This window comes from Colwellia sp. SU-HH01217 (assembly GCF_057543495.1).
This window is the reverse complement of record NZ_BAAJLX010000015.1, coordinates 37,709-63,353: the sequence shown is the minus strand read 5'-3', so window position 1 is coordinate 63,353 and position 25,645 is coordinate 37,709. Positions and strand designations below refer to the sequence as shown.

At 37.9% G+C, this 25,645-nt stretch carries 25 protein-coding genes; 13 read left to right on the top strand and 12 right to left on the bottom strand.

Features of this window, described 5'->3' with window-relative positions:
- Nucleotides 1-61: 61 nt before the first annotated feature.
- Together nrdD and nrdG are read right to left on the bottom strand one after the other, a co-directional pair.
- A complete protein-coding gene (nrdD, locus tag AC27G3_RS15700; protein WP_487123158.1) occupies nt 62-1,843 on the bottom strand; it encodes an anaerobic ribonucleoside-triphosphate reductase in 1,782 nt (593 codons plus the stop codon).
- Complete coding sequence (nrdG, locus tag AC27G3_RS15695; RefSeq protein WP_487123156.1) at nt 1,830-2,327, bottom strand: anaerobic ribonucleoside-triphosphate reductase activating protein; 498 nt, start codon at nt 2,325-2,327, stop codon at nt 1,830-1,832. The genes nrdD and nrdG overlap by 14 nt, the downstream gene beginning before the upstream one ends.
- Nucleotides 2,328-2,655: 328 nt before the next feature.
- Here nrdG and AC27G3_RS15690 point away from each other — a divergent pair, with 328 nt between their 5' ends.
- A complete protein-coding gene (locus tag AC27G3_RS15690) occupies nt 2,656-4,107 on the top strand; it encodes a DUF4397 domain-containing protein (RefSeq protein ID WP_487123154.1) in 1,452 nt (483 codons plus the stop codon).
- A 64-nt stretch (nt 4,108-4,171) separates the two neighbouring features.
- Here the strand turns inward: AC27G3_RS15690 and AC27G3_RS15685 are convergent, their stop codons facing one another.
- From AC27G3_RS15685 to AC27G3_RS15660, 6 genes are all read right to left on the bottom strand, one after another.
- Nucleotides 4,172-5,287, bottom strand: coding sequence for an NADH:flavin oxidoreductase (locus AC27G3_RS15685; protein WP_487123152.1), 1,116 nt, complete (start codon nt 5,285-5,287; stop codon nt 4,172-4,174).
- A 74-nt stretch (nt 5,288-5,361) separates the two neighbouring features.
- Nucleotides 5,362-6,132 carry an SDR family oxidoreductase gene (locus AC27G3_RS15680; RefSeq protein ID WP_487123151.1) on the bottom strand — a complete coding sequence of 257 codons (771 nt, stop codon included), beginning with the start codon at nt 6,130-6,132 and terminating at the stop codon, nt 5,362-5,364.
- Nucleotides 6,133-6,169: 37 nt separating this feature from the next.
- Entirely contained in the window at nt 6,170-6,886 is a 717-nt protein-coding gene (locus AC27G3_RS15675) for a histidine phosphatase family protein (RefSeq protein WP_487123150.1), read from the bottom strand.
- Between the two features lies 1 nt (nt 6,887).
- On the bottom strand, nt 6,888-7,985 hold the full coding sequence (locus AC27G3_RS15670; protein ID WP_487123148.1) for a phosphotransferase family protein: 1,098 nt from the start codon (nt 7,983-7,985) through the stop codon (nt 6,888-6,890).
- A gap of 12 nt (nt 7,986-7,997) precedes the next feature.
- Nucleotides 7,998-8,831, bottom strand: a complete 834-nt coding sequence (locus AC27G3_RS15665; protein ID WP_487123147.1) for an SDR family oxidoreductase — start codon at nt 8,829-8,831, stop codon at nt 7,998-8,000.
- Nucleotides 8,824-10,029: an acyl-CoA dehydrogenase family protein gene (locus AC27G3_RS15660; protein ID WP_487123145.1), complete on the bottom strand. Its 1,206-nt coding sequence runs from the start codon at nt 10,027-10,029 to the stop codon at nt 8,824-8,826. Before AC27G3_RS15660 ends, AC27G3_RS15665 begins: the two co-directional genes overlap by 8 nt.
- A 130-nt stretch (nt 10,030-10,159) precedes the next feature.
- Here AC27G3_RS15660 and AC27G3_RS15655 point away from each other — a divergent pair, with 130 nt between their 5' ends.
- The gene (locus AC27G3_RS15655; RefSeq protein WP_487123143.1) at nt 10,160-11,065 is read left to right on the top strand and encodes a LysR family transcriptional regulator; all 906 of its coding nucleotides are present in this window, start codon (nt 10,160-10,162) and stop codon (nt 11,063-11,065) included.
- Nucleotides 11,066-11,114: 49 nt separating this feature from the next.
- Here the strand turns inward: AC27G3_RS15655 and AC27G3_RS15650 are convergent, their stop codons facing one another.
- Entirely contained in the window at nt 11,115-13,001 is a 1,887-nt protein-coding gene (locus tag AC27G3_RS15650) for an acetate--CoA ligase (RefSeq protein WP_487123141.1), read from the bottom strand.
- 154 nt (nt 13,002-13,155) lie between these two features.
- Here AC27G3_RS15650 and AC27G3_RS15645 point away from each other — a divergent pair, with 154 nt between their 5' ends.
- The gene (locus AC27G3_RS15645; protein WP_487123139.1) at nt 13,156-15,486 is read left to right on the top strand and encodes a collagenase; all 2,331 of its coding nucleotides are present in this window, start codon (nt 13,156-13,158) and stop codon (nt 15,484-15,486) included.
- 139 nt (nt 15,487-15,625) lie between these two features.
- Here the strand turns inward: AC27G3_RS15645 and AC27G3_RS15640 are convergent, their stop codons facing one another.
- Together AC27G3_RS15640 and AC27G3_RS15635 are read right to left on the bottom strand one after the other, a co-directional pair.
- Nucleotides 15,626-16,492 carry a spermidine synthase gene (locus AC27G3_RS15640; RefSeq protein WP_487123240.1) on the bottom strand — a complete coding sequence of 289 codons (867 nt, stop codon included), beginning with the start codon at nt 16,490-16,492 and terminating at the stop codon, nt 15,626-15,628.
- Nucleotides 16,493-16,550: 58 nt separating this feature from the next.
- Nucleotides 16,551-17,192: a fused MFS/spermidine synthase gene (locus tag AC27G3_RS15635; protein ID WP_487123137.1), complete on the bottom strand. Its 642-nt coding sequence runs from the start codon at nt 17,190-17,192 to the stop codon at nt 16,551-16,553.
- Between the two features lie 209 nt (nt 17,193-17,401).
- On the opposite strand from AC27G3_RS15635, the gene AC27G3_RS15630 reads away from it, so the two are divergent.
- The 8 genes from AC27G3_RS15630 to AC27G3_RS15595 all read left to right on the top strand — a co-directional run bounded on the left by AC27G3_RS15630 (nt 17,402) and on the right by AC27G3_RS15595 (nt 23,182).
- Entirely contained in the window at nt 17,402-17,764 is a 363-nt protein-coding gene (locus AC27G3_RS15630; RefSeq protein WP_487123135.1) for a hypothetical protein, read from the top strand.
- A gap of 366 nt (nt 17,765-18,130) precedes the next feature.
- A complete protein-coding gene (gene dusA, locus AC27G3_RS15625) occupies nt 18,131-19,150 on the top strand; it encodes a tRNA dihydrouridine(20/20a) synthase DusA (RefSeq protein WP_487123133.1) in 1,020 nt (339 codons plus the stop codon).
- A gap of 338 nt (nt 19,151-19,488) precedes the next feature.
- The gene (locus AC27G3_RS15620) at nt 19,489-19,800 is read left to right on the top strand and encodes a hypothetical protein (RefSeq protein WP_487123131.1); all 312 of its coding nucleotides are present in this window, start codon (nt 19,489-19,491) and stop codon (nt 19,798-19,800) included.
- Between the two features lie 252 nt (nt 19,801-20,052).
- Nucleotides 20,053-20,934, top strand: a complete 882-nt coding sequence (locus AC27G3_RS15615; RefSeq protein WP_487123129.1) for a sulfurtransferase — start codon at nt 20,053-20,055, stop codon at nt 20,932-20,934.
- Nucleotides 20,935-21,336: 402 nt separating this feature from the next.
- Nucleotides 21,337-21,654 carry a hypothetical protein gene (locus tag AC27G3_RS15610; RefSeq protein WP_487123127.1) on the top strand — a complete coding sequence of 106 codons (318 nt, stop codon included), beginning with the start codon at nt 21,337-21,339 and terminating at the stop codon, nt 21,652-21,654.
- A gap of 47 nt (nt 21,655-21,701) precedes the next feature.
- Nucleotides 21,702-22,376, top strand: a complete 675-nt coding sequence (gene pspA / locus AC27G3_RS15605) for a phage shock protein PspA (protein WP_487123125.1) — start codon at nt 21,702-21,704, stop codon at nt 22,374-22,376.
- 97 nt (nt 22,377-22,473) lie between these two features.
- Nucleotides 22,474-22,689, top strand: coding sequence for a PspC domain-containing protein (locus AC27G3_RS15600; protein ID WP_487123124.1), 216 nt, complete (start codon nt 22,474-22,476; stop codon nt 22,687-22,689).
- Between the two features lie 151 nt (nt 22,690-22,840).
- Nucleotides 22,841-23,182, top strand: coding sequence for a hypothetical protein (locus AC27G3_RS15595; RefSeq protein WP_487123122.1), 342 nt, complete (start codon nt 22,841-22,843; stop codon nt 23,180-23,182).
- Nucleotides 23,183-23,362: 180 nt separating this feature from the next.
- On the opposite strand, the gene AC27G3_RS15590 is transcribed toward AC27G3_RS15595, so the two are convergent.
- Nucleotides 23,363-24,100, bottom strand: a complete 738-nt coding sequence (locus AC27G3_RS15590; RefSeq protein ID WP_487123120.1) for an enoyl-CoA hydratase-related protein — start codon at nt 24,098-24,100, stop codon at nt 23,363-23,365.
- A gap of 69 nt (nt 24,101-24,169) precedes the next feature.
- Here AC27G3_RS15590 and AC27G3_RS15585 point away from each other — a divergent pair, with 69 nt between their 5' ends.
- Nucleotides 24,170-24,646: a copper chaperone PCu(A)C gene (locus tag AC27G3_RS15585; protein ID WP_487123118.1), complete on the top strand. Its 477-nt coding sequence runs from the start codon at nt 24,170-24,172 to the stop codon at nt 24,644-24,646.
- 9 nt (nt 24,647-24,655) lie between these two features.
- Complete coding sequence (locus tag AC27G3_RS15580) at nt 24,656-25,645, top strand: DUF2333 family protein (protein ID WP_487123116.1); 990 nt, start codon at nt 24,656-24,658, stop codon at nt 25,643-25,645.

Below are 25,645 nucleotides of genomic sequence, written 5' to 3'. Positions count from 1 at the left end.
TTGTTAAAGCCACTGATTCTAGCAACTGTTTTAACTTAGCCCTAGCATTTTAATTGTGAAGTTAGGCAGACTGTCGATGATAATGTCGTAAACCATGTTCTTTCTGCCTACCTTGACTAAAAGCCGTAACGCGCTTTAAGTAGCCGATCACTCGGGTGCCATGGTCTATATTATTACTGCCACAACTACTGCATTGATACAAAGTGCGCTTATCAATTTTTTCACAATGATTACAAATGGTAATTTTGACGTTAATGCAAAAATAGTTGCACCCAGTTGCTGCTGCAACATCAAAGAGTTTTACATAAGCGTCTTCGGTTAAGCTCTCATCTAAATTTAAGTGCAGCGCTGATCCACCATCAAGGTATTGGATCATTTCTTTTCCGTGCATAACAAATTTGTCTAAGTGATTGGTATTGTTATCCTCCACTAGATAAAAATAGGAGTTATAACAGTCACGATTAACTTTGTAGCCATCCTTTTTATCCCATTTGGCATTTTTAACGCCTAAATTCTCAGCAGGAACAAACTCTGTATTGAATAAAAATCCATAATCTATTTTTGCTTGTTTATTCGCTTGGTAAATTACCTGCAATCGTTCACTGACAAATTGTTTATATGGTTCATTATTACCGACAATTAAACCATGAAACTCGGCAGCTTCCGCCATGCCATTAATGCCTATGGTTAAAAATTGTTTATCCAAATTTATAAAGCCCGCATCATAAACTGCTAAGGCCCCTTTAGCTTGATAGTCTTGCATTAAAGAGCGGTAGGCAACTTGGTATTTTTGCACTTTTTCAATTTCTGTTTTTAAATCTCGGCCATCCTGTTCAAGGCGATTCATGTTGATAGTGATCACATTAATAGATCCTGTGGCTACACCTCCGGCGCCTAAAGTATATGAAAAAGTATTATCTGAAATTTCATTACGTAACCGACAACACGAAGCAAGAGAGTCGGCACTGTCAGATAAATAAACGAAAAAGGAGTTACCTGAGGCTTTTTCTTTAGCAAGCTCACGAGCAAATTTTTTGTCTTTACACTGACCGTTTTCTGTTAGCATGGCTGCGGTTATTACTGGAAAAGTTAAAACAGCATGTTCACGCTCTTTGTTGATCCATGTTAAGAAAAAAGCCTGTAAACGTTCAACTGACGACCAATCGGGCTGACTAAAGTCAGGAAAAACAAAGTTTTCAAACATCGACTTAAAGTAAAACTGATCAAATAGGGAGATATTCCAAAAGACACTTTGATAACCCCTAGCTGCTGCAGGTTGGTTAATCGCATAAACAACGTGTTGAAGGTGGTTAGCAATTTCCTTTTCATGAGTTGATAAGTAATCATTACCAAACTCTTTACGAGCAAAATAATCAAAATAGCTAATAAATTCAACGGTGGCAATTGCGCCTGCAAATTGAGAAGAAATAGCAAAAACTAGGTTAACAAAAGAGCCACAAAACGACTCCAAATGTTTAGGTGCTTTAGATTCTCCTCCTAATTTTGTTAAGCCATCAAGTAGAAATGGATACATACTTATTGATGCGCAGTAGGGCTTTAAGCTTGTTTCGTCGTGCACATAAATTTCGTGATCTTCAATTTGACGCTGATACTCGTTAGCTAATGTTTTATCAAATAATAAAGCAATTTTATCAGCGACTAATGCGCGATTAATTTGTAGAAAACAATCCTTTAGTAATTCAGCTTCTAACGTGGCAATATTTTTATGTGTTACATTAGCATTTGCATCCATTTTAGAGCCGTCAGCAGCATTTTTTGCTGAAAAATACTCGGTTATAAAGAGTTTTTTGTTATCGATTTGTTGTTTGTTAAGCCGCAACATTATGTTCTTCTCCTTGATGTGTTTTAAGATCAGTTGTTCGAAATAAATGATTAAGGTTTTTACCTGTTGATACTTCAATAAATTGTTGATTAGTTGTTATTTGGTTTAACCCTCCTAGTTCAGGTATCCATGGTCCTGTTTTTAAGTAGGTTAAGTGTTGGGTTATGCTGATATCAATGTGCTTTCTTCCGCTATAAAGGCAACTCTTTAAACCTAAATTATTGGCAATGATTAACTTTTCGACTAAAGATGTTGCTTGCCACTCGCCACCAAAAAAACAAACACAAGTAATAAGCCCTTGATATTTATTTAACCAATCAAGGTAACTCTGGTTGGTTAATTGAGTGCCATGATGCTTGTTCCATAACTCAGTGCTATGGCAGCCTTTGCAACCAATATTACAACCCGAAATGCTAAAGCAAAGGCTAATTTCGTTAGGAACTTCTTGAAAGACAATTGAAGGTGAAATGCAGTTGAAAGTCATTTTTGTCCATATGTTGTGTGTTATTTTTATTTATACACAATATATAGTTAAAGGGCATTGTGTTGAGTTGATGTAGATCATATTTATCTTCAACATTTTTTAAATTTTCTATCTATGGTGTTTGTCATGTTTGTCATGTTTGCCTTGTCTATATAGGGTGTTTTTAAAAGTGCTTAAGTAACAATGACCAGTCTTGTATTACTTAAAAGTATCAATGTAAAGATGTGTCAAGAAAGGTAAAAGAGTGCAAAGCAGGGAGAGAAAATCGAACTAATCAGAAAAATTACATTCTACTAGCCTGAATTTTTAATGATTTAAAGGAAAGTAAATGTGTACTCAAATAAGGCTAGTTAATTTTTTTAGATTACCTTCAGTTCTCGCTAGTATGGTGATATTAGGATTATCCGCTTGTGGTTCTAGTGATGATGCAAGTGGCGTGGGTTATGTTCAGTTATATAATGCCTCACCCAATTCTCCGGCAATATTTTTAGTGGTGGATAAAGACGATGATGATGACTTCGTGGAGAAAACACATTCAAGTGTAGTTTATGCTCAGGCTGGGGGCTATTTTGAATACGATGCTGCAACTTATGATATTGATTTGTCTTGGAATGATGGTAGTAGTGATTTAGAAGTGCTCAACGAGACACAAATAAAAGTATCAACAGATGTCTCCCAGCTTATTGTTATAGCCGATGATATCGCCGCCTCAGAAGTGTTAACTTTTGATATCCCGATTATTGATGATGATGACGACGACGATAATGATCTGTTTAATTTACGATTAATTAATATGCATAACTATTCGGGCGGTGTAGATGTGTATCTATCTAAAGCTAATGAAACGTTTAATGAGGCTGTGTTATTTGGGCAATTAGCTTATAAAGAAATGGCGGAAAATACCAAATATGATCAAGACGATTACGTATTTTATTTAACTGCATCAGGCAGCAGTGAAGTGCTTTATCAATCGGAAGAAATAGCTTTTGTGTACCCTTCACAGTATTTACTGATCATTCGTGCAAATAGTGGTCCAGGAGATTCGCCTTTTACATTAGATTATATTGCTAAATCAACAGGAGCTACTGAGTTTCAAGATGCTGATTCAAGTGCTGAATTTAGAGTTTATAATGGCTTAACGGAACATTATTTATTACCTGAATATGCGAATATTTTTAATCTTTATATCAATGGTATTGATGAAACTGCAGAGGTTGCTTCATTAAGCTTTGGCGAGTTCAGTCAAAGGATCAGTAAAGATTTTGGTGATTATAGCTTAGATTTAACTATTCCAGAAACAGGTGAAGTGATTGTTAAAAATCATTTAATGACCTTAAATTCAGGTAGCGATAAAACGGTATTTTTCTACACCAAAGAAGAAGATATTAGTGATGATGACGAAGAAGAAGAGCTGGAAATTACTTTAAATTCTTTAGTGGTCAATAACAGTAATCGAGAAAGTTTTTACGATCATCAAGTGAATATAATTAACTTAATTGATGACTTTACTAAAGTAGCTGTTTTCTTTGTTGAGAGTAATGAAACCATAGATTCAACGGGTAACGATAAGCAGGTGCCTTATGTGACACCGCAATCTATTACGTTATTAAATAACACCTATAGTGTGTATGTTGTTGGCGAAGAAAACTCCAGTGAAATGATTTTAGTGAGCACCGAGCTTATTTTAGATGATGAATCTGATGATTTGTTTTTGATTCTCGAAGAAGATGTTAACTCGAGTACTGGCTATAAATTGAAATTTAGTCAGCAAGCTGAATAAATCTCAATTAAAAACTCAATAAAGTGGCTAGTGATATAGCCACTTATATATTAATAACAACTTGTTAACTCAATGAATGTAGTGCCTTTTTATTAAAAGGTTTAAGCGATTCAAGATCGTTATCTCTAATCTTATTAACCCAATCTGCATCAACGAGCAAAGCGCGGCCAACAGCCACTAAGTCGAATTCGTCATTATTTAAACGCTCAAGTAATCCATCGATGCTAGCAGGGGCTGAACTTCCCTCTAAGCCTGATTTACCGTCACCAATAAAATCACCGTCTAAACCGACACTACCAACAGTTATTACGGGCTTGTTAGTGATTTTTTTGGTCCAGCCTGCTAAATTTAGTTCGCTACCTTCAAACTCACTTTCCCAAAAACGACGCGTGCTGGCGTGAAAAATATCGACCCCTGCATCGCTTAGTAAGTTTAAAAATATCGCTAACTCTTCTGGCGTTTGTGCAAGTTTGGCACTGTAATCTTGTTGTTTCCATTGTGAAAATCTAAAAATTATTGGAAAGTCTTCGCCTACTGCAGCACGAACAGCTTCCACTATTTCTACGCCAAAACGGGTACGGTTTTCTAATGAACCGCCGTATTTGTCGTCACGTTGATTGCTGCCTTCCCAGAAAAACTGATCGACTAAATAACCATGTGCACCATGAATTTCAATGCCATCAAAACCAACATTTTTGGCATCTAATGCCGCTTGAGCAAAAGAGGCGACAACATCATCAATATCGCTTTGACTCATGGCAATGCCATTTTTAGCGCCAGGTTTGTATAACCCTGACGGGCTGTAAGCGGGTACAGATTTATCAGGCTCCATACCTTCTTTTCTGACTGAGCCAACATGCCAAAGTTGCGGTACAATTTTACCTCCTGCGGCATGTACTTCATCAACTACATGTTTCCAACCAGCTAAAGCTTCGTCGCCATAAATAGCAGGAACACGTTCATAACCGTTGGCCGCTTTGTGAGAAATAAAGGTGCCTTCAGTGATAATTAAGCCCACATTACCTTCGGCTCGGCGGCGATAATAGGCAGCCACATCGGCATTAGGAATATTGTTAGGCGAAAAGGTTCGAGTCATTGGCGCCATTACGGTGCGGTTGTTTAATGTTAAATTTTTAACGGTTAACGATTCAAATAATTTCTCTGTGTTTACATTGCTCATTTTGTTTATTCTCTTTCAATATTAATTTTGTTGTTCAGGTCAGCAAGATAATTTCATGCTAAATAGGCGATGCTTTACCCAAGTAAGTAGCCGCCATCCACATTAATGCAAGTGCCTGTGGTGTAACTGGCGGCATCGGAAACCAAATACAAAACAGATCCAGCCATTTCTTCGGGTTGTGCAACGCGCTTCATCGGTACGTGTGCCATTGCTTGTTTTAAAATCGCGGGGTTGTTGACTAAAGTTGAAGCAAATTTAGTGTCGGTAGCGCCGGGTAATAACGCATTGACGCGAATATCGAATTGGGCACATTCTTTAGCAAAGGCTTTAGTCATTGAGATCACCGAGGCTTTAGTGATGGAATATATACCCTGAAGGTCGCCGGGAATAACACCGTTAACCGATGCAACGTTAACAATGGCACCACCGCCATGTTGTTTCATCATTTTTGCACCCGCGACAGACATAAAGAAATAACCACGAATGTTAACATCCACGGTTTTTTGATAAGCGCTTAAATCCGTCTCTAATATATGACCAAAATAAGGATTGGCTGCTGCGTTATTAACTAAAATATCGAGCTTGCCGTGCTCCGTTTCTATCGCAGAAAAAATGGCTTCAATTTGTTGCATATCACCAATATGACACGCGATTGCTTGGGCGCTCCCGCCTTCACTAATAATAGCGTCGACTACGCTTTGGCAACCTTCTATTTTGCGACTAGAAACAATAACATGCGCACCATTCTTCGCGAGTAGTTTTGCGATATACTCACCTATACCTCTACTTGCTCCTGTAACTAAAGCAATTTTACCTGACAGATCAAACGGGTTGTCGGTATTCATAAATCGTTCCTTATAGTGTTTTCGATATTTAATAACATTATCGATAAGTTTCCCACTGGCACCCTTTAAGAGTTAAGTGACTGTAATTGTTTATATAATCAATGCTTAAATGTTTTTTTGAAAATAGCACCTTAGTGACACTGGTATTGATAAGTTGCTGACAAATAGCCAATGCTTGTTGGTCTTCTAAGGAGAGAATATGCTGAATAATGATTGATATTGGTCCACCAGAAGTAAAAATAACGATATTTTTTGCAGGTTCAGTGAGCGACTGCTGAGCAATGATTTCGTGCAAGGTGGTAATGCAACGTTGTTTAAATTGTTGCCAGCTTTCACGGTATTCATTATCGAATTTTCCTGAAAGCCAACGAACCATGGCTTGGTTAAATTCATTTTGGAAGACTTTATTGGCTTCAGGAAGCTTGGTTATTTTGTCGTTCATTGCTTTGAAGTCTTGCCATTGTGGGTTATAGCGAGTTAACACTTCAATATGATCAAGTTCATTTAAGCCTGAATGCGTTATAACAGAACAAGGGCGTTTGTTATTTGGAGACGCAGTAAACTGAGATAAAAAGTGTTCGGCTGTTTGGTTGTGGCGTAATAAATCGCCCGCATAAAATTTATCAGGAGCGGGGTAGTTATGCCAAAAATCGCCTAAAATTTGCGCTTGTTGGCAGCCAATATCTGATAGCTGATCATAATCAGCTTTGCCAAAAGAGGCTTGGCCATGGCGCACTAAATAAATAGCGGCCATATTATTTTTCAGCCTTTGTGGTGGATGAAGCAATTAAAGATAAACAGCGCTGCTCGAGGTATTTACCTGCATCAACAAAGCGGGAAAATCGTTTATCTTGGGTTTGTCCGTGATAATACCGATAATAAAGTTGTTGAATGATCGCGGCTAACCGGAATAAACCATAGACTTGATAAAAGTCGAAATTTATTTCATCAAAACCAGTTTTTTTCAGGTAATAACTAATGACCTCATCTCTGGTTAACATACCTTCTAAATGAGTAGGTTGTCGGCGAAGCGATTGAAAAAACTTATCATCGTCAGCTTGCACCCAATATGCAAGGCTATTGCCTAAATCCATCAATGGGTCGCCCAACGTTGCCATTTCCCAATCTAATACACCGATAACCTCTAATGGATTTTCAGGATTAAGTACGACATTATCAAAGCGAAAATCATTATGAATAATACAGGTTGCTACATCTGCTGGCATATTGTCTTTAAGCCATGTCATTACTTGCTCAAAGTTTGCTGCATCTTCGGTTAACGCTGTGCGATAACGTTTACTCCAGCCGGTAATTTGTCGTTCAACATAACCACCGCCTTTGCCTAAATCTGTTAATCCTGCAGATTTATAGTTAACTTTATGTAATTCAATGAGTTTATCAATTACATTGGTACAAAGTTGTGTTGTTTGAGTTGTAGAAAGTGATAACTCTTCTGGTAACTCCTGACGTGGAATAATCCCAGTGAGTCGTTCCATTAAATAAAAATCACAACCCATAATGCTATGATCTTCACAAAGGTGATAAATACTGGGAATATCTGGGTAAACAGGCTTTAATGCTTGCATTATTTTAGCTTCACGGATCATGTCGTGCGCTGATTTTGCTATTTGTCCAAATGGTGGTCGGCGTAAAATAAATTCACGCGGCTTTTGCTCGTTTTTATCGTCTTTATAACTAATGAGGTACGTTAAGTTAGAAGCGCCGCCTGGAAATTGGTGGATGCTAATTTCACCTGTTAAATCATCGAAAATTGACTGTAAATAACGATGAACATCTTGACTATTTAACGCTTCGCCTTTTCTTATTTGGCCTGCGGAATCGATTAATGACATAAGTAAATCCTGTTAAGAAAACAACTTGGCGAGTTGTTTTTTCATGATGTGCTCAAAGATACTGGGTAGGTAACGCTTTAGGAGCCATAGTTTTTTCTCAGGTTTATGGCTTAATACCCAAAAACTTTTTTGATTAACCGAGGCGTAAATATCATTGGCGACATCATCGGCGGTAACTGTAGATTTGGACATAATTTTGGCAATTTTTTGAGTCACGCCATCAATGGTCGATTTCATCGACTCGGTTAAATTAGTTTTGAAAAAAGCTGGGCAGACTACGGAAATACCAATATTGAATTTTTCTAATTCAAATTTTAAGGTTTCAGACAATGAAATAACGCCTGCTTTAGATGCGTTATAACTACTCATTTGCGGCGCATTAATTAGCCCTGCGGCTGAAGCGATATTAACAAAGTACCCTGAACCTTGCTGTTTAAACAAAGGGGTAAAAGTTTTACAGCCACGTGCAACGCCCATTAAGTTAATATTGAGCACCCAATGCCAATCTTCTAGCGAAATATCTTCTATGGCGCCTGCTGTGCCTGCAACACCTGCGTTATTAACCACAATATCTACGCCACCCCAGCGGGCAATAAGTTCATTTTTTGCTTGCTCTAAGTCTTCAATTTGAGTGATGTCACAAGCTTGATAAAACGCGTTGCATCCAAGTGCAGATAACGCTTCAATTGTTGCTAAACCACGTTGCTCGTTAACATCGCCTATGCAAACCTGATAACCTTGTTTAGCGTACTTAAAAGCTATCGCTCTACCTAAGCCGCTAGCGCCTCCAGTGATGAAAATGCGTTTATTATTTGTTGGCGGGTGCATGGTTGATTCATTATCCATATTTTTTTAACTCCATTTTAGCGATTAAGCTGCGGTGCACTTCATCAGGGCCGTCAGCAAGGCGTAAACTTCTGGCGGTGGCAAATAGCATAGTTAACGGGAAGTCATCTGACAATCCTGCACCGCCATGAATTTGAATGGCTTGATCAACAATAGTTTGTAAAATATTAGGGGCAATCACTTTAATTTGTGACACCGCACTCATTGCGGCTTTTATGCCGTGCTGATCAATAGTCCAAGCAGCCTTCATGGTTAACAATCTTGCTTGTTCAATGGCCATGCGAGCATCAGCAACAATTGCTTTATTGCCCCCTAAATTAATCAGTTTGTCGCCAAATGCTTCTCTTGATAAGCCGCGCTTTATTAATAATTCTAGTGCTCGCTCAGACGCACCAATCGTGCGCATCGCATGATGAATTCGACCTGGGCCTAAACGTCCTTGGGCGATTTCAAAGCCTCGCCCTGGTCCTGCAATTATCGCCGACTTTGGTAGGCGAACATCAGTAAAGCTTACTTCTCCATGGCCGTAAGGTTCATCATATTCACCGAAAACCGTTAACATACGCTCTATTTTTACGCCTTTGCTGTTTTTGGGCACTAACACCATTGAATGCTGCTGATGGCGAGGCGCAGTGGGATCGGTTAGTCCCATAAAAATTAACATTTCGCAATTTGGATGACCAATACCGGTACTCCACCATTTACTACCATTGATCACCACTTCGTCACCCTCAACAATCGCTGTTGCTGCCATATTGGTAGCATCTGAAGAAGCGACATCAGGCTCGGTCATACAAAAAGCAGAGCGTATTTCTCCTGATAATAATCGAGGCAACCATTGTTGTTTTTGCTCCTCAGAGCCGTAATGAATTAATACTTCCATATTCCCCGTATCAGGCGCATTACAGTTGAATATTTCAGGTGCAATAAAGCTACGACCCATTTGTTCGGCAAGCGGAGCATATTCCTCGTTGCTTAAATTGGCGCCATAAGGGGCAATTGGCATAAACAAATTCCATAGCCCTTGTGCTTTGGCTTTGGCTTTTAATGTTTCAATAATGGGCAGGACGACCCATGGATTTTTTTGCGCTTTTAACTCTTTAAAATAATCGTCTTCAATGGGCGCTATTTCTTGTTCGATAAACGCAGTGACTTTGCTTAAGTACTCTTGAGAGCGCGGTGATAAACTAAAATCCATGGTATTTTCCTTGCCGTTGATGCTGGCCTATTTTAGGGACATTTTTTTATGTTATGCTTACATGTAGAATTAAACCAATGAATAGTTTTTATATATACCTATTCGTTTAACTAATAGTTAGGTTTGTCATATGGCGATGAAAATAGATCTCAACCTCTTTATTGTTTTTGATGCAATTTACAGTGAAGGTAACTTAACCAAAGCTGCTAATGTGTTAAATTTGTCACAACCTGCGGTTAGTCATGCGTTGTCTAGATTGAGAAGGCATTTTGATGATCAACTGTTCGCTCGTCAGGGTAATAAAATGGCGCCAACAGCGGTCGCTAAAAATGTGATTAGTGATGTGCGAGAAGCTTTATATCAACTACAAGTCACACTGGTACAGTCGCGACAATTTGATCCGTCAATAGCCAAAAAGCAGTGCACAATATCTCTGCATGGCTCTTTAGAGTCTGCCTATTTGCCTTATTTAATGGGCCGACTAGCTAGCGAAGCTCCTCAATTGAACTTAACTAGCACAGGAGTTAGGCGCAGCGAATTAGAAACTAAGTTAGCCAGCGGTGAAATCGATTGTGCGATAGATATATTGTTGCCTGTGAGTGAAAACGTCTTACATGTTCAAATTGAAGAAGATCCGCTGGTCGTTGTTGCCTCATCAAAACATCGCACCATAGCCGAAAAACTTGATTTAGCGACCTATTTATCGCAAAGCCATGTGTTGGCTTCATCGCGTGCTTCAGGTTTAGGTTTGGAAGATTTTGAATTAGGCCGATTAGGGCTACAACGCAGAGTCAGTTTACGCTGCCAACATTTTTTTTCGGCGTGCCGTGTTGTTGAAAATAGTGAGATGTTACTAACGCTGCCTAAAACAGCAGCCAAGATGTTCAGCCAGATATTGGCTATTAAAGTCTATGATTTGCCAGTTGAGTTACCCAATGTAGATGTACATTTATATTGGCATATTAATGTAGATAAAGATCCGGCAAATAAGTGGTTAAGAAATAAAGTACTAATGGCAGCAAAAGCAAGTGAATAAGCATTTGCTGCTAAATTTTTCTATTTTATTTCGTTAATTCTACTGATGTTTAGTTAATCGCTAAGGCAGTTAACTTGGGTGTTAGCTCGCTTATCACCTCTAGATCATCAATCGTTGATGGAATGGCGACATCATCCCCATCAATCATTTGTCTTAAGGTTTTTCTCAGAATTTTTCCAGAGCGAGTTTTAGGGAGCCTATCAATAATTAACACATGCCTTAGAGAGGCAATAGCACCAATTTCAGCTCTTACGCTAGCTTTTAAGTCAGCTTCTAGGGCTTCATTCGTTTGGTTTATTCCATTTTTAATTACCACTAAACCAACAGGCACTTGGCCTTTTAGGTCGCAATGCACTCCAATTACCGCGCATTCAGCTACCGCAGGATGATTAGATAACACCTCTTCCATTTCCCCTGTTGATAAACGATGACCTGCTACGTTAATAACATCATCAGTTCGCCCCATAACAAATAAATAACCGTCTTGGTCAAAGTAACCACCATCACCAGTTACGTAATATCCGGCATGCTCCGTTAAATAACCTGATTGAAAACGTTCTGGGTTTCGCCAAACAGTGGTTAAACAGCCAGGGGGTAATGGTAATTTTATGGCTACACAACCTTGTTGATCGGCAGCAACGGCTTGACCGTGTTCGTCGAGTATTTCCACTTGGTAACCTGGAACAGGTAAACCTGCTGAACCTGGCTTAGTGTTTTGATGATTGCCTTTAAGTGGTGTACTTGCTATTGCCCAACCTGTTTCTGTTTGCCACCAATGATCAATAACGGGCAGTTGTGTTTGTTCTTTTAACCAATGATAAGTGGCAGGGTCTAAACGTTCACCTGCTAAGTACAAACGTTTTAGCGATGACAGATCATAAGATTTAAGTTGTAAGGCATCAGGATCTTCTTTAGCTATTGCTCTAAAGGCTGTTGGCGCACTAAACAAAGCATTAACCTTGTATTGAGCACACACGCGCCAAAAAGCACCAGCATCAGGTGTTTTAATCGGTTTTCCTTCAAATAGTATGGTAGTACAGCCCGACATAAGTGGGCCGTAAACAATATAAGAATGGCCTACCACCCAACCAACATCTGATGCCGCCCAAAATACGTCGCCTGTATTCATACCATAAACATTTTTCATACTGTAAAGCATGGCAACGGCATGGCCACCGTTATCTCTTACCACACCTTTGGGTTTACCTGTGGTACCTGAGGTGTACAAAATATAAAGAGGGTCGCTACCTTTTACAGCGACAGGAGGTATTTCAACGGCAACTTCCATTAATGCTAACCAATTATAATCCCGATCCGTTTGTAATTGTGCTTCCACCATTTCTCGTTGATAAATAATACAAGCATCGGGTTTAAAACTGGCTTTTTCGATAGCCAAGTCTACTAAAGGCTTATAGGGGATAACTTTATCAATTTCGATACCGCAACTAGCACTTACAATAACTTTAGGTTGAGCATCATCAATTCGAACAGCAAGCTCATGAGCGGCAAAGCCACCAAAAACTACAGAGTGAATAGCGCCTATTCGAGCACAAGCTAGCATGGCTATGGCTGCTTGAGGGATCATCGGCATGTAAATTAATACTCTATCGCCTTTATCAACTCCTTGGGCTTGTAGCACGTCAGCAAATTTGGCGACGAGTGTAGTCAACTCTTTATAGGTGTATTGCCGCTGTGTTGAAGTAACGGGAGAATCGTATATCAAAGCAATTTGCTCACCTCTGCCTTGTTCTACGTGTAAATCAAGCGCTAAATAACTAGAGTTTAGCTCGGCATCGGCAAACCATTCGTAATAATTATCTTTATTTGTCGACAATATTGTTTTGGGGGCATGATACCAAGCCACCTGTTTCGCTTGCTCTTGCCAATAGCATGATTGTTTATTAATAAAGTTATTGTCGTAATATTGACTGGTCATTTATTTGTCTCGATAACTTGTGATGGAGAAGTAGTTAACTATAAAACTGTCGACAAAATTGTAAAATTAGACTTTTGGCTAATATTTGTGCTTTTTTATTTTTTAAAATAGGTATATTATTTATTGTATACAAAAAATAAAGAGGAAAACACACATGTCATTATCGTTAACTAAAGTTGCTGTAGCAGTAAGTTGTATTACACTTGCTGCTTGCGGAGGTTCTAATGATAAGGTTAAAGAAGTTGTTGAAACCCCTATCGTTGAAACACCAGAAGTTGAAACACCAGAAGTTGAAACACCAGAAGTTGAAACACCAGAAGTTGAAACACCAGAAGAAACGGCTACCCAAGTTATTCTAGAGCAGGCGAGTGAACATATCGACTTATTATCAGCGACCATGTTTTATGTTGATGTAGCTGAAGAGTCACCAACATTAACTGTGAGTTTTGCTAAAGGTCTTGCGGGTAAATCGTTAGGTGATCCCGATCTTTACGTACGCTATGAAGCTGAACCAACGCTTGGTGAAGATGGTGAGTTCGACTGTGTTTCATACTCAGGGACTAACAATAGTGAGGTTTGTATTATTGATCAACCTCAAGCGGGGCGTTATTACATTTTAGTAGACGCGTTTGATCAAGGTGATGGTGTAGGCGTAACCGATGGTACTTTATGGGCGTCAACTCAGCTATTTAATAACGCTAAAACCTGTGATGTTCCGGTAAACCTTCGTGCTCAACAATTAAGCCAAGAAGAATTATCTGGAGCATGTGACATACTTTCAGAAACTAAAACACGCTTTGATGCTGTGCTTAATGAAGCGATAGCACCAGAGTTTCAACAAGTAGTACCAGGCGATTTAAATGAATTTACTAGCATTAATATTTTTGCAGACTTAACTAATCACAAAGCTTGGTTAGGGTATTTGTATGGTAGTGATAACGAGTCAGGCATTTATTTTGAAACCTCACCAACAGGGTTTGATCACAACTCAGAAATATTAACTTTCAATGGTATTGGTTGGACAGATGGTCGCTCGGTTATTCGCTCGCTTGATCATGAATACGTACATGCATTAGACGGACGATATAATAAAGAAGGTGGTTATCGCGAGAGTATGGCATGGTGGTCTGAAGGTTTAGCTGAATATATTGGCACCTTTTATAAAGAGCCCTATCAGCTATTAGAAATTGCTGCTAACGATAGTAAGTATACGTTAGCTGAAATTTTTGATTTACATAACAACGATTATGAACCAAGCCCTTACGATTGGGGTTATATGGCGGTTGCTTTTTTACTTGAAAAACATCCGTCAGATGTAACTACTATGCTAACTTATATGCGCGCTGGCGACTGGGATGCTTATGATGTATTACTTGAGAGCTTCGTTGCAAACTACGAGGCTGAATTTGTTGAGTACTATAGTGTCGATGTAAAAGAAAAATATCTGAATGGCGCTAAAGCACTTACTTTAAATAGTTTTGAGAAAGTCGAAGGAAGAGGCGGTTGGATTTATTCAGTGAATGTACCTGATGGTGAATCAAGCTTAACTATTTCAACCACGGGCGGCTCAGGCGATGTAGATTTAATGGTAAGTAAAGACAGTGTACCGCATTGGAGCTTTGACATCGACCCTCAATGCTATAGCTACAATGATGGTAATGACGAAAGTTGTACATTTACCGACGTAACGGCAGGCACTTACTATGTCGTGGTTGACAGTTATTTTATTGGCTCAGACATTATTGATATGTACTTAACTGCATGTAGTGGCGAAAATTGTTCTATTGATTTGCCTGCACCTGTTGAGTTGATTGAAGCAAGTCAGCCAGTATTACCTGTATCAGTGCCATTACCTGCTGTTGGCGAGATAGGTAACTGTAATTTAGAAACGGCTTACTATGATACTACTTCACTTACGGCTGAAGGTTTTAGCGTTACAAACCCAACGGATGTCCCTGTAACCTTATATTGGATAAATCCAACAGGTAAAGCCAACCTTGATAATCCGTATGCGACTTTAGTTGCTGGAGAAAGTTACTCGGCAGATTATTGGAAGCAAGGTGATCGCTTAATGATTGCCGATCAAAACAACTCATGTTTGGGGGTCGCGGTATTAAATGCTGAAGATAACGACTATACCATTAGTGACGAATTAGTCGCAGATGTTGTTGCTTTACCTGCACCACAAATTGGCTCATGTGACTTATTAGTTCCTTATGATCGTACAAGCAATAGTGCAACAAACTTTAGTGTAACCAATACCACTGATACTGCAGTAACACTTCATTGGGTTGACAATAGTACAGGTGAAATGAGTTTAGCGAGTAACTATGGCACGTTAGGTAATGGTGATGTGTACTCTGAAACTTATTGGGTTGAAGGAGACCGAATGGCATTGGTAGATGACCAAAGTAACTGTTTAGGTGTGCTTGATTTAGGTGCCAACAATAATGGTTTTGTTATCGACAGCAATTTGTTTGAATAAATAACGATTGGGTCGACTTTCCTATAAGTAAAAGCCCTGTTAAGTGAAACTTAGCAGGGCTTTTTTATTAACGGTATTCTTATAACCGCCGCTGTGATTAAAATAAGCAGTTTAGTACTTAGGATTCTCTATTCATTCACTATAATAAGTTAGCTGGTGAATATTGATCTGTCAGTAAACGAGTATCGTCAGGCCAATCTTTAACTTCATTGCTTGATGTTATACTGGAATAAATGCTAGAAATATCAATATTAAAGGGGGTTAATTTATCTTTTAACACACTTATTTTGTTGAGTAGTGCTTGATCCGACGGTAGCTTTTGTTTACTAACAAGGATGATTCGGTTGTTATTTTTTTGATTGCGAACATTAAAAAATTCGCCAAAAACGTGTTGATAAGTAGCCGATTCGTGCGCGTATAATTTACTTGAGGAAAAAGTATTGGCGGTAAGTACACCATTATCACTCAATAATTGTTTAGTCTCTAAAAGAAACTCTTTAGTTAACAAATGCTCAGGAATATAGTCACCGTTAAAGGCATCAAAAATTATCCAGTCGTATTGTTGTTTTTTCATTAGTGCTCGTTTAATAAAAATACGCCCGTCTTGCTCATACGTTTTTACACTGTCGTTTTCAAAAAAACCAAAATATTGGCGAGCCACTTTCACAACGGCAGGATCTATTTCAACGTTGTCAATAATACTGTCAGGATAAAGCTGATGTAGGGAATTCGACATAGTGCCGCCACCTAAACCAATAATAAGAATGCGTTTAGGGTTATCGTTAACTAGCAAAGCAGAAAATAACAACTTAGTGTAGTTAAACACCAAACTTTGTGGATTACTTTTTAAAAAGCAGCTTTGGCTGGATGTGCTACGCTTTTCATTAAATTTTAAACACCGTAAATCACCTAAATCTTCAACAAGAATATTTCTGTAAAGTGAGCGCTCACTATGGATAACTTCAGCTTCAGATTTATTTATAAATACGCTAAGGCTTACAATCAATAGTAAAAATAAGTACGTATTTGATAGTTGAAAAAAATGACTGTTTTTTACAGAATGGTTAAGCTGCTTTAAGTGGTTCACTTTCATACTCCTTAACTGAATGTAATTTATCTGCCAATATGGCCAAGATACCTAGCACTATTAATATCACGCTAAAACTAATGATAATTTGATTAACATTAAAATATAAAACCAAATAGAACGACGTGACAATAGTTCCCATAGCACTACCTAAAGTTGAGACAAAATAAAGTTTACCAGCCACCTGACCACTTTCATTTTTGTCGGTAACCAATAATCGAACAGAGTAAGGAGACAACATACCTAAAACAATTGTCGGTAGGAAAAAGAGCAAAGTAGAAGCAACTAAGGAGCCGTAGCGGCTATCTTCAATTAAAGTAAAAATGCTTTCCATAATAGGAGTAGCGAATAAAACAATGGGTAATACCAGTGCGCCTGCAACGATAAAAATAATGCCGTAACGCTTTAACGAGGCTGATCGAGTCGACAGTTTTCCGCCTACTAAATATCCTAAAGCTAGGCTCAGCATAAACACGGTAATAATGCTGCCCCAAATATGTACACTACTACCAAAATAAGGTGCGAGAATACGTCCACCTAATAACTCAATTCCCATAATGGAAAAGCCGCTACTAAAAGCAAGTAAATAAATAAAAGGGTTTTGCCAAGTATTTTGCATATGTTGTGGTATCTAGTTGAAGAAATAGCCGTTAATCCTAGCTGATATTTTCTATCACTAAAATGAATATTTTAACTCTAGGGCGTTTTGAGTATCAAAGATCAACACGGGCTGAACATTTATTAACAAATTTCTATACCAATTTGACATTGAAAATGTCTATACTTAACCCACTAACGAAAATTCAATCTAAATTCCAAGGAAATCAAATGAAAGCGTTAATTTTATCTTTATCTTTAGTTTTACTGAGCACAGCGGCAATTGCGGACGACGCATTATCTAATCGAGAAAAAGGCGAAATAGAACTTTTACTTGCGGAATCTGCCAGTAAAATGCTGTATTTAGATCGTGATTGCGGCAAACCAATCGACAAAGAAAAGTTTAAAGAACTGGCTAAGATTAAAGCGTTTAGCGAAGGTCATATCTCAATTAAAGGGATTAGCTGGGAGCATGTACAACGTGGCGCTCATAAAGGTTACGGTATGCTGAAAATAGAAGCGCCAATGGGTGAGTTATGTGAAAAATTTGAAGCAGACATTAAAGGAAATTACCGTTTTCTGAAAGCCGATTAACAATAAAATTATTTACTTTAAACTATTTTGTATATATTTAAATTAAAAATGAACTAAGCCAATAAAGCGGTGTCTTACTTAGTGAGAGGCTTTTATTTCCCTTAGTGTTTCATGTTTACAGCACATTTATTTAAATGTGCTTTTTTTTTGTCTACAATTTAATAAAGGTAATATCACCGATTGATGTTTATCTGCCAACCATTTGACAACAACGTTATTGATTCATCATGTTCTGACGGCAATTTTTTATATCATCATAATTGTTGTTAACTAAATTCAGCCCTGCTTTTTACTGAATAATAAGCATTCTGTATGTATAATTGCGCACTTAACTGTCCGAATCAGCGGTAATTCAGGTAAGCTTAAATGCAAAAATCAACAATAATGTCAGTAAATAAAAACACTTTTGGTAGTCATAAACTCTCTGTTGCGCCCATGCTCGATTGGACAGATCGCCATTGCCGTTACTTTTATCGTGTTATGTCTAAACATACGGTTTTGTATACTGAAATGGTGACTACTGGAGCTATTTTATTTGGTAAAGGTGATTACCTTAGCTTTAATAAAGAAGAGCAACCAGTAGTTTTGCAATTGGGTGGAAGCGATGCCAAAGCGATGACTGAGTGCGCAAAGATTGCTGAGCAACGTGGCTATAACGAAATTAATATTAATGTGGGGTGTCCCTCCGATCGCGTTCAAAATGGCCGTTTTGGCGCATGTTTAATGGCTGAGCCAACATTAGTCGCTGATTGTATTAATGAGATGCAGGCAGCGGTTAACATTCCTGTTACGGTAAAATCGCGCATTGGTATTGACGATCAAGACAGTTATGAATTTTTACATCACTTTATAGAGCATGTCGCTAGTGCTGGTTGCCAGCATTTTATTATTCATGCACGTAAAGCTTGGTTAAGTGGTTTAAGCCCTAAACAAAACCGTGAAGTTCCCCCGTTAGATTATCAACGTGTTTATCAAATTAAGCAGGACTTTCCCGAGTTAGAAATTTCGATTAATGGCGGTATTAAGTCTTATTTAGAAGCGAACGAACATCTTACTCACCTTGATGGCGTGATGATTGGCCGTGAGGTGTATCAAAATCCCTATATGCTAAGTGAAGCTGATCAAAGCATTTGGCAATCCGACGCAAAGGTATTATTGCGTTCTGAAGTTATTGAACAAATGGCAGGTTATATTGATCACCATGTTGCCAATGGCGGCAGAGCTTGGCATGTTCTTAGGCATATGCTTGGTCTGTGTAATGGCTTAGCGGGAGCTCGACAATTTAGACGCTATTTAAGCGAAACGGCTTCTAGAGAAGGCGCTAACAGCAATGTGTTACTCGAAGCTTTCGACAATGTTAAAAGGCTGAATGAACTTTCGCTTTAGTGTAAAAAGTGCTGTGAGCTGAGGGAGTTTCAGTGCGATAAACAGTTTCTTGAAATGTTGCACTAGAGGAGTCACTTCCTCTAGTTTGCAATGATAAACCAATCTAATAAATTTAAAAAAAACAAGTAACCGGTTAGTTACATATTTAACTAATAAGTGGTTATTTTAACCAATTCACAAGTTTTTCTCCCAAAAATCATCCAAAACCTTCTTTATTGAATAAATTAAATAGTATTAATTATCAGTGAGTTAATAAAAACATCATTGTTTGGCACAACCTTTGTAACAGTTAAAGCAACTTAACTAGTGTGATTGCTAGAAAATCAACAAGGAGAATAATGATGAACACGTTAACTAAAGAAATGTCGAAAACTTTGCGTCAAAACGTAAGCAAAATTGTAATAGCGTTAGGTTTAATGACTTGTGTATCAGTGCAAGCCAATGAAGAGGTTGATATAAAAGCTTTAACGTCGCTTATGGTCATGCAAAATGTACAAATGGTAAACGAGCAACTTTCTCAAAATTTAGCTGATGATATTGAGTTATCTGTCACGATGAAATTGCCGAAAGTAGAGAAAAGTCCTATCGACTATAATAGCTTAATTGCTCAAACGGTTGTTAGTAGTGCTAATCAATCGAACAATGAGTAAGGATATTCACCATGTTAAATTTAAGTGTGTTGTTTACGTTAATGATGTTGCCAGGGTTAGGTGTATTAGCAATTTCATTTATCGTCAGTTTTTTTGAACAGAAAAAAATGTCTTCTCAGGCATAAAATAGATTATTGCTCATTACGTTAAAAGCATTTTAAGAGCAAGCCAAGCGTTTAATGTTGTGCTGTACATGTTGAAAGTAATTCGTTAATTTTTGATTTATCAATTTTTTACTGGAGTTACTTCATCATGACAACAACGCAGTATTTTACTGATTTAATCTCTGCACAGCAGTTATCATCTGCCTTAGCCATTGAAAACTCCCCTCATAATATAATTTTACTTGATGCAAGTATTCCACCTGTTGGTTGTAATAGCCAATACACGCCATGTTGGCCTAGTGTTACCATTAACAACGCACAACGATTTGATTTAGGAGATGATTTTTCTAACAATAGCAGTCATTATCCTCATGCAATGCCTTCGATTGAACAATTTACCGAGCAGGTACAGCAACTAGGTATTAATACAGACAGCCAGGTGGTTGTTTATGACGAGCAAGGAATTTTTTCTAGTGCTAGAGCTTGGTGGATGTTTAAAGCAATGGGCCATAAAAATGTCGCGATTTTAAATGGTGGTTTGCCATTGTGGATCAAACTAGGCTTGCCGACTATTGAACGAGTAACGTCTGATGAATTGCAAGCACATGTAACGCGTGGAAACTTTATTGCATCTTTCGATGAAACGTCTTTTTGTGATCGTTTTCAAGTGGCTGATAATATTAAAACCCAACAGAAAAAATTGCTTGATGCACGGGGTATTGGGCGGTTTTCTGGTGATGTTGAAGATCCCCGAGCCAATGTCAGAGCCGGTCATATCCCTAACGCTATTCATTGTCATTACGCACAATTTCTGTCTCAAGGTTGTTTATTGCCTGTGGCAGAGTTAAAGCGGATTTTATTAACCAAAGTAAACATTGATGATGATTTAATACTTTCATGTGGTTCTGGAGTTACCGCGTGCATATTATTACTCGCGGCACAGTTATCAGGCTTCGATAAGGTTACCGTATACGATGGTTCATGGAGTGAGTGGGGAGCAATTAACCATTTACCGATTGAAATCGGTTAAGCAAGTTGAGTTAAGTTTTTAACTTAACTCAACTTAACTCAAGTAGCAGCCTAATTTTCCCTCCACATTTTCAGCTTTTATTATGGGCATGTTAAGTGCGCTTATATTTTAATTCTGTTCGTAAATTATTCTAAAACACATCATTGAACCACTTGGTTAAATTTACCATTTAAGTGGTTAAATTTACTAAATTATCGTATGACATATTATGTCGTGTGTTTCGAAGGCTATTTGTGTTTTTATATTTGTCCTTGTAAATCAATGGTATAAAAAATAAATACATCTTGGCACAAGCCTTGTAATAACTAGTTTATAAAAATGAGAAAAGTGTCAATCTCATTAACAAACAAATTTTATAAACGAATATTAAAAACTAATACAAGGCAAATAAGGAAATTTATTATGACTATTCAATCAAGCAGCAAAAAAATGATCAGCAGTTTAATTATCGCAGGCGGTATTTTATTAAGTGCTACTGCAAATGCCCAACAAAGTACGATAGAAATCAGCGCCACTGAGTTTGTTGTTCAACAGTCTCAACAATTAGTAGAAGAAATGGCAGTGCAGTTAAAAGAGTCAATTGCCAATGAAGTTAGCCAATTCTCTATCGCTGAATCATTAATTTGGGCGAATGAAGAAATTAAAGAAACGGTTAGTTACAGCCAAGCACCTCAACAGACTAGCAAGGCAGATAACAACCCAAAAATAATTAACCAGTAATTTATAACCATCAACAATTAAGAAATAACTAAGTAGGAGTATACATCATGGGCTTATTTTCACGTTTTACCGATATCGTTAATGCCAATATCAATAGTATGTTAGACAAGGCAGAACACCCAGAAAAAATGATCCGCTTGATCATTCAGGAAATGGAAGAAACTTTAGTTGAAGTGAGATCTACCGCAGCTAAGCACATTGCAGAAAAGAAAACTCTCGTTCGCCAAATTAAAAGTGTGGAGTCGAGCATGGCAAATTGGCATAACAAAGCTGAGCTTGCTATTGAAAAAGGCCGCGAAGATCTTGCTAAATCAGCACTTATTGAAAAGCATAAATGCAGCGAACAATTAGCGTATTTGCAAGAGCAGTTAGCCGAATTAGAAGAGTACCTCGTTAGTATTCAAGACGACAGCAAGGGTTTACAAGAAAAACTAGCTGAGGCAAAACGTCGTCAAGAAGCGTTGTTATTGCGCCAACAGTCTGCGCATGTACGTTTAAAAGTAAGAGAAAAAGCGGCTGTACACAACATTGATGAAGCTATAAGTAAGTTTGAGCGATACCAGCAAAAAATAGATAAAGTGGAAGCGCAAATTGAAGCATACGATTTAACAGCCAATGCAAGTGCTAATTCAGATTTAGATAGTCAATTTAGAGCCCTAGCAGCAGATGAAAATATTGAGCAAGAGCTTGAGCAAATGAAAAAGAAAGTGGTTAACGGTTAAATATAACCAAGCCATGGTGGCACATTAGTGTCACCTAGCTTTAAAGTTTGATTCAATATTTTAGTAAGTACTAACTAGCGAAAAAAAGGAAATGATCATGAAATATGAACGAAATTATTCAATACAAAGAAGATTAATTAAAGACAACGCGCATAAAAAATTATCAGGCGTTTGTGCAGGCATCGCTAAGTATTACGATTTGCCAAGGCTTGGAGTCAGAATTGCGACTATTCTCGCGTTAATTACTTTTCCTGTGGCTGTTGGTGTTGCTTATATCGTTGCCGCTGTTTTGATGGCAAATAGTAAATACTAAGTCTTAATGCCAGTAAATTTAGAGCAATTAGAACAAGCTATTAGCAATGAGTATCGAGTATCAAGCAGTTAGTACCAAACAGAGAGTACCAAATAGAGAGTACTAAACAGAGAATACCAGCAGTTATTTAAGTGCAAAAAGGGAGCATAACATGTCATTTTTCAAGTCATTATTATTAGCGATAGTCGCGACAATTTTTTTAACTTATGTCTTAGGCGTAAGCATGATTGAAATGTTAAACGTTGATTTATATATCGACAATGAGTTAATAGAGCCTTTAAAAGCTATTGGTATTTCTTCGCTAATCGCAGTAACCCTAGTGTTAGCGGCTTTGGCTATCGTATTAAGTGTTTTTGGCTCTATGATTTTTATTACATTGTTAATTTGCGGCGGGATTGCCATGGTGATGATTGGTGTATTTTGGCCAATACTGTTAATTGCTTTATGTATTTGGCTATTAACAAGAAGTTCTCAAAAGCCAAGCCACGCTTAAGCTTATAAGCAGATTTATGACAGATGATGAGCAAAGAGTGATAAAGAACAAGCCATAATAGCTTTTAATTCTTTATCACAGTTATTCATATTTACTCTTATACTAATTGTCAATTAACTCAGTAGATGGTGATTTTAATCAGTAGAAATGATCACACAGTTAGTGAGATTGAATAATAAGTTATTTAAAAAACTGCGCAAGAATCGATTTACACTCAGGAGTATTTACTAACCGAGAGAAGTCGTTAATTTCATTGCTAGCCACTTGCTCTAACAATGATTTATTCGCTTGGCGCAGTAATTTTTTACTAGTAAGCACAGCATCATGTGGTAATTGAGCAATAGCCATTGCTGTTTTTTCCGTTAATGCAAGTAACTCTTCAGGCTGACAGACTTGATTAACTATACCGAATTGGCAAGCTTGTTCCGCATTAAATGTTTGCCCCAATACCATGAGTTCAAAAGCTTTGTTATGACCTACAAGTTGAGGAATTAATAAGCTTGAACCAGCTTCAGGGCATAAACCTAGTTGGGTAAATGGCAGTTTAAATTTACTGTTGGTGGCGGCAAAAACCATGTCACAATGCAATAATAAGGTGGTACCAATACCAACTGCTGCACCAGCAACGGCGGCAACTAAAGGTTTGGAAAAATTAATCAGTACGTTAATGAGCGATGCGGCAACAAGTTCTTCATCTTTAGAGCTTGCAATGAAGTCTTGTAAGTCGTTACCAGCACAAAAGCAGTGCTCATTGCCGCGAATAACGACACAATGTATGGTGTCGGTGTTGCTAGCGTAATTTAGGTTTTCGCACAATTGTCGATACATAGATGAGTTGAGTGCATTTTTTTTATCAAAGCGGTTTAACGTGATAGTAAAAACGCCTTGGCTTTCATTTGTTAGAATTAAGTTATCCATTTTGTTTAAGCTTAGTTACAATAGCGATAAGTCACCATAGTGTTTCTAAAAAGGGATGTATAGTCAGAGATGAAAATAACTAAAATAAATACCACTAATATAGGGCGATTCGCTAAAAGTATTTGCCTCTTGTTGTTCGTAATTGCTGGTCAAGCACAGAGCCAAACTGTTGAGGCGTCTGATGGTTTTGTTCGAGAAACCATACCAGGGACCAATATTTCTTCTGCTTACATGACACTGAAAAATTCGAGTGAAAAATCAGTGACATTGATTGGGGCGAGCAGTAAAATCTCTCCTAGAATAGAGATTCATGAACACAGCATGGCTGGCGGCATGATGAGCATGCGTCAGGTCGATACTATCGTTATCAAGAGTAAAGATAGCGTAGTATTACAGCCGTCAGGGTTACATCTCATGCTTTTTGATATTCCTGAGCCGTTAAAAGCTGGGGATATGGTCACCATTACTTTACATTTTTCTTCACAACCAGATGTTGATGTACAGATACCTGTTCAAGGTATTAAACGCAAAAAGCATCATCATTAGGAGTATTTTATGCAAGGCAATTTTTCTACAAAAACCATCATTTGGTCACTGTCTGGTTTAATTTTTTTATTATATTTATTAGGTGTGTTTTGGAGCTTTGAACCAAACGAATTAGATATTCGTGCGGAAGTTAAAAAAGACGCTACCGCTGAAAATGTTGCGCCAGTTATCGGCTACACTACCACAACAGCATTAATAAGAGTGTCAGAAACTTTATTAAACAAGCCTGGTGGTTATTTATCAAATGATGCACTGCCACCATCGGTTTTTTTCGATAATATTCCGGCTTGGGAATTTGGCGTATTAGAAATGGTACGCGATTTAAGCTTAATAATGCGTAAAGATTTCAGCCGCTCTCAATCACAATCGCTAGAAGATGAGTATTTAAAAAAAGCGCACCCACTGTTTAATATTGATCATAAAAGTTGGGCTATGCCTAGTGCAGAAGGTGAATACGGTGATGCGATAAAGTTATTATACCGCTACCGTACAGCATTGAGTAATAGCGAAGACCCTTCACAGTTTTATGCGCGTACAGATAACTTACGAGATTGGATTAATGAAGCAACTAAACGCTTAGGAAGTTACTCACAGCGTTTAAGCGCCAGTGTTGGCCGCGAGCAAATTAATAATGATTTAGCGGGCGATAGTTCAGCGCAACAATCGAATTACAGCAGTTCAATTATTGAATTAAAAACCAGTTGGTTTCAAATTGATGATGAGTTTTTTGAAGCGCGTGGCGCATGTTGGGCACTGCTTAACTTTTTAAAAGCGATTGAAATTGATTTTAATGACGTATTAGTGAAAAAGAATGCCAAAGTGAGCGTACAGCAAATCATTCGCGAACTGGAAGCCAGCCAACAAGCTATTTGGAGCCCTATGGTTCTTAATGGTAGCGGTTTTGGCTTAGTGGCAAATCATTCATTAGTGATGGCAAATTATATTTCGCGCGCCAATGCCGCTTTAATAGATTTAAATGAATTATTAAGTAAAGGATAG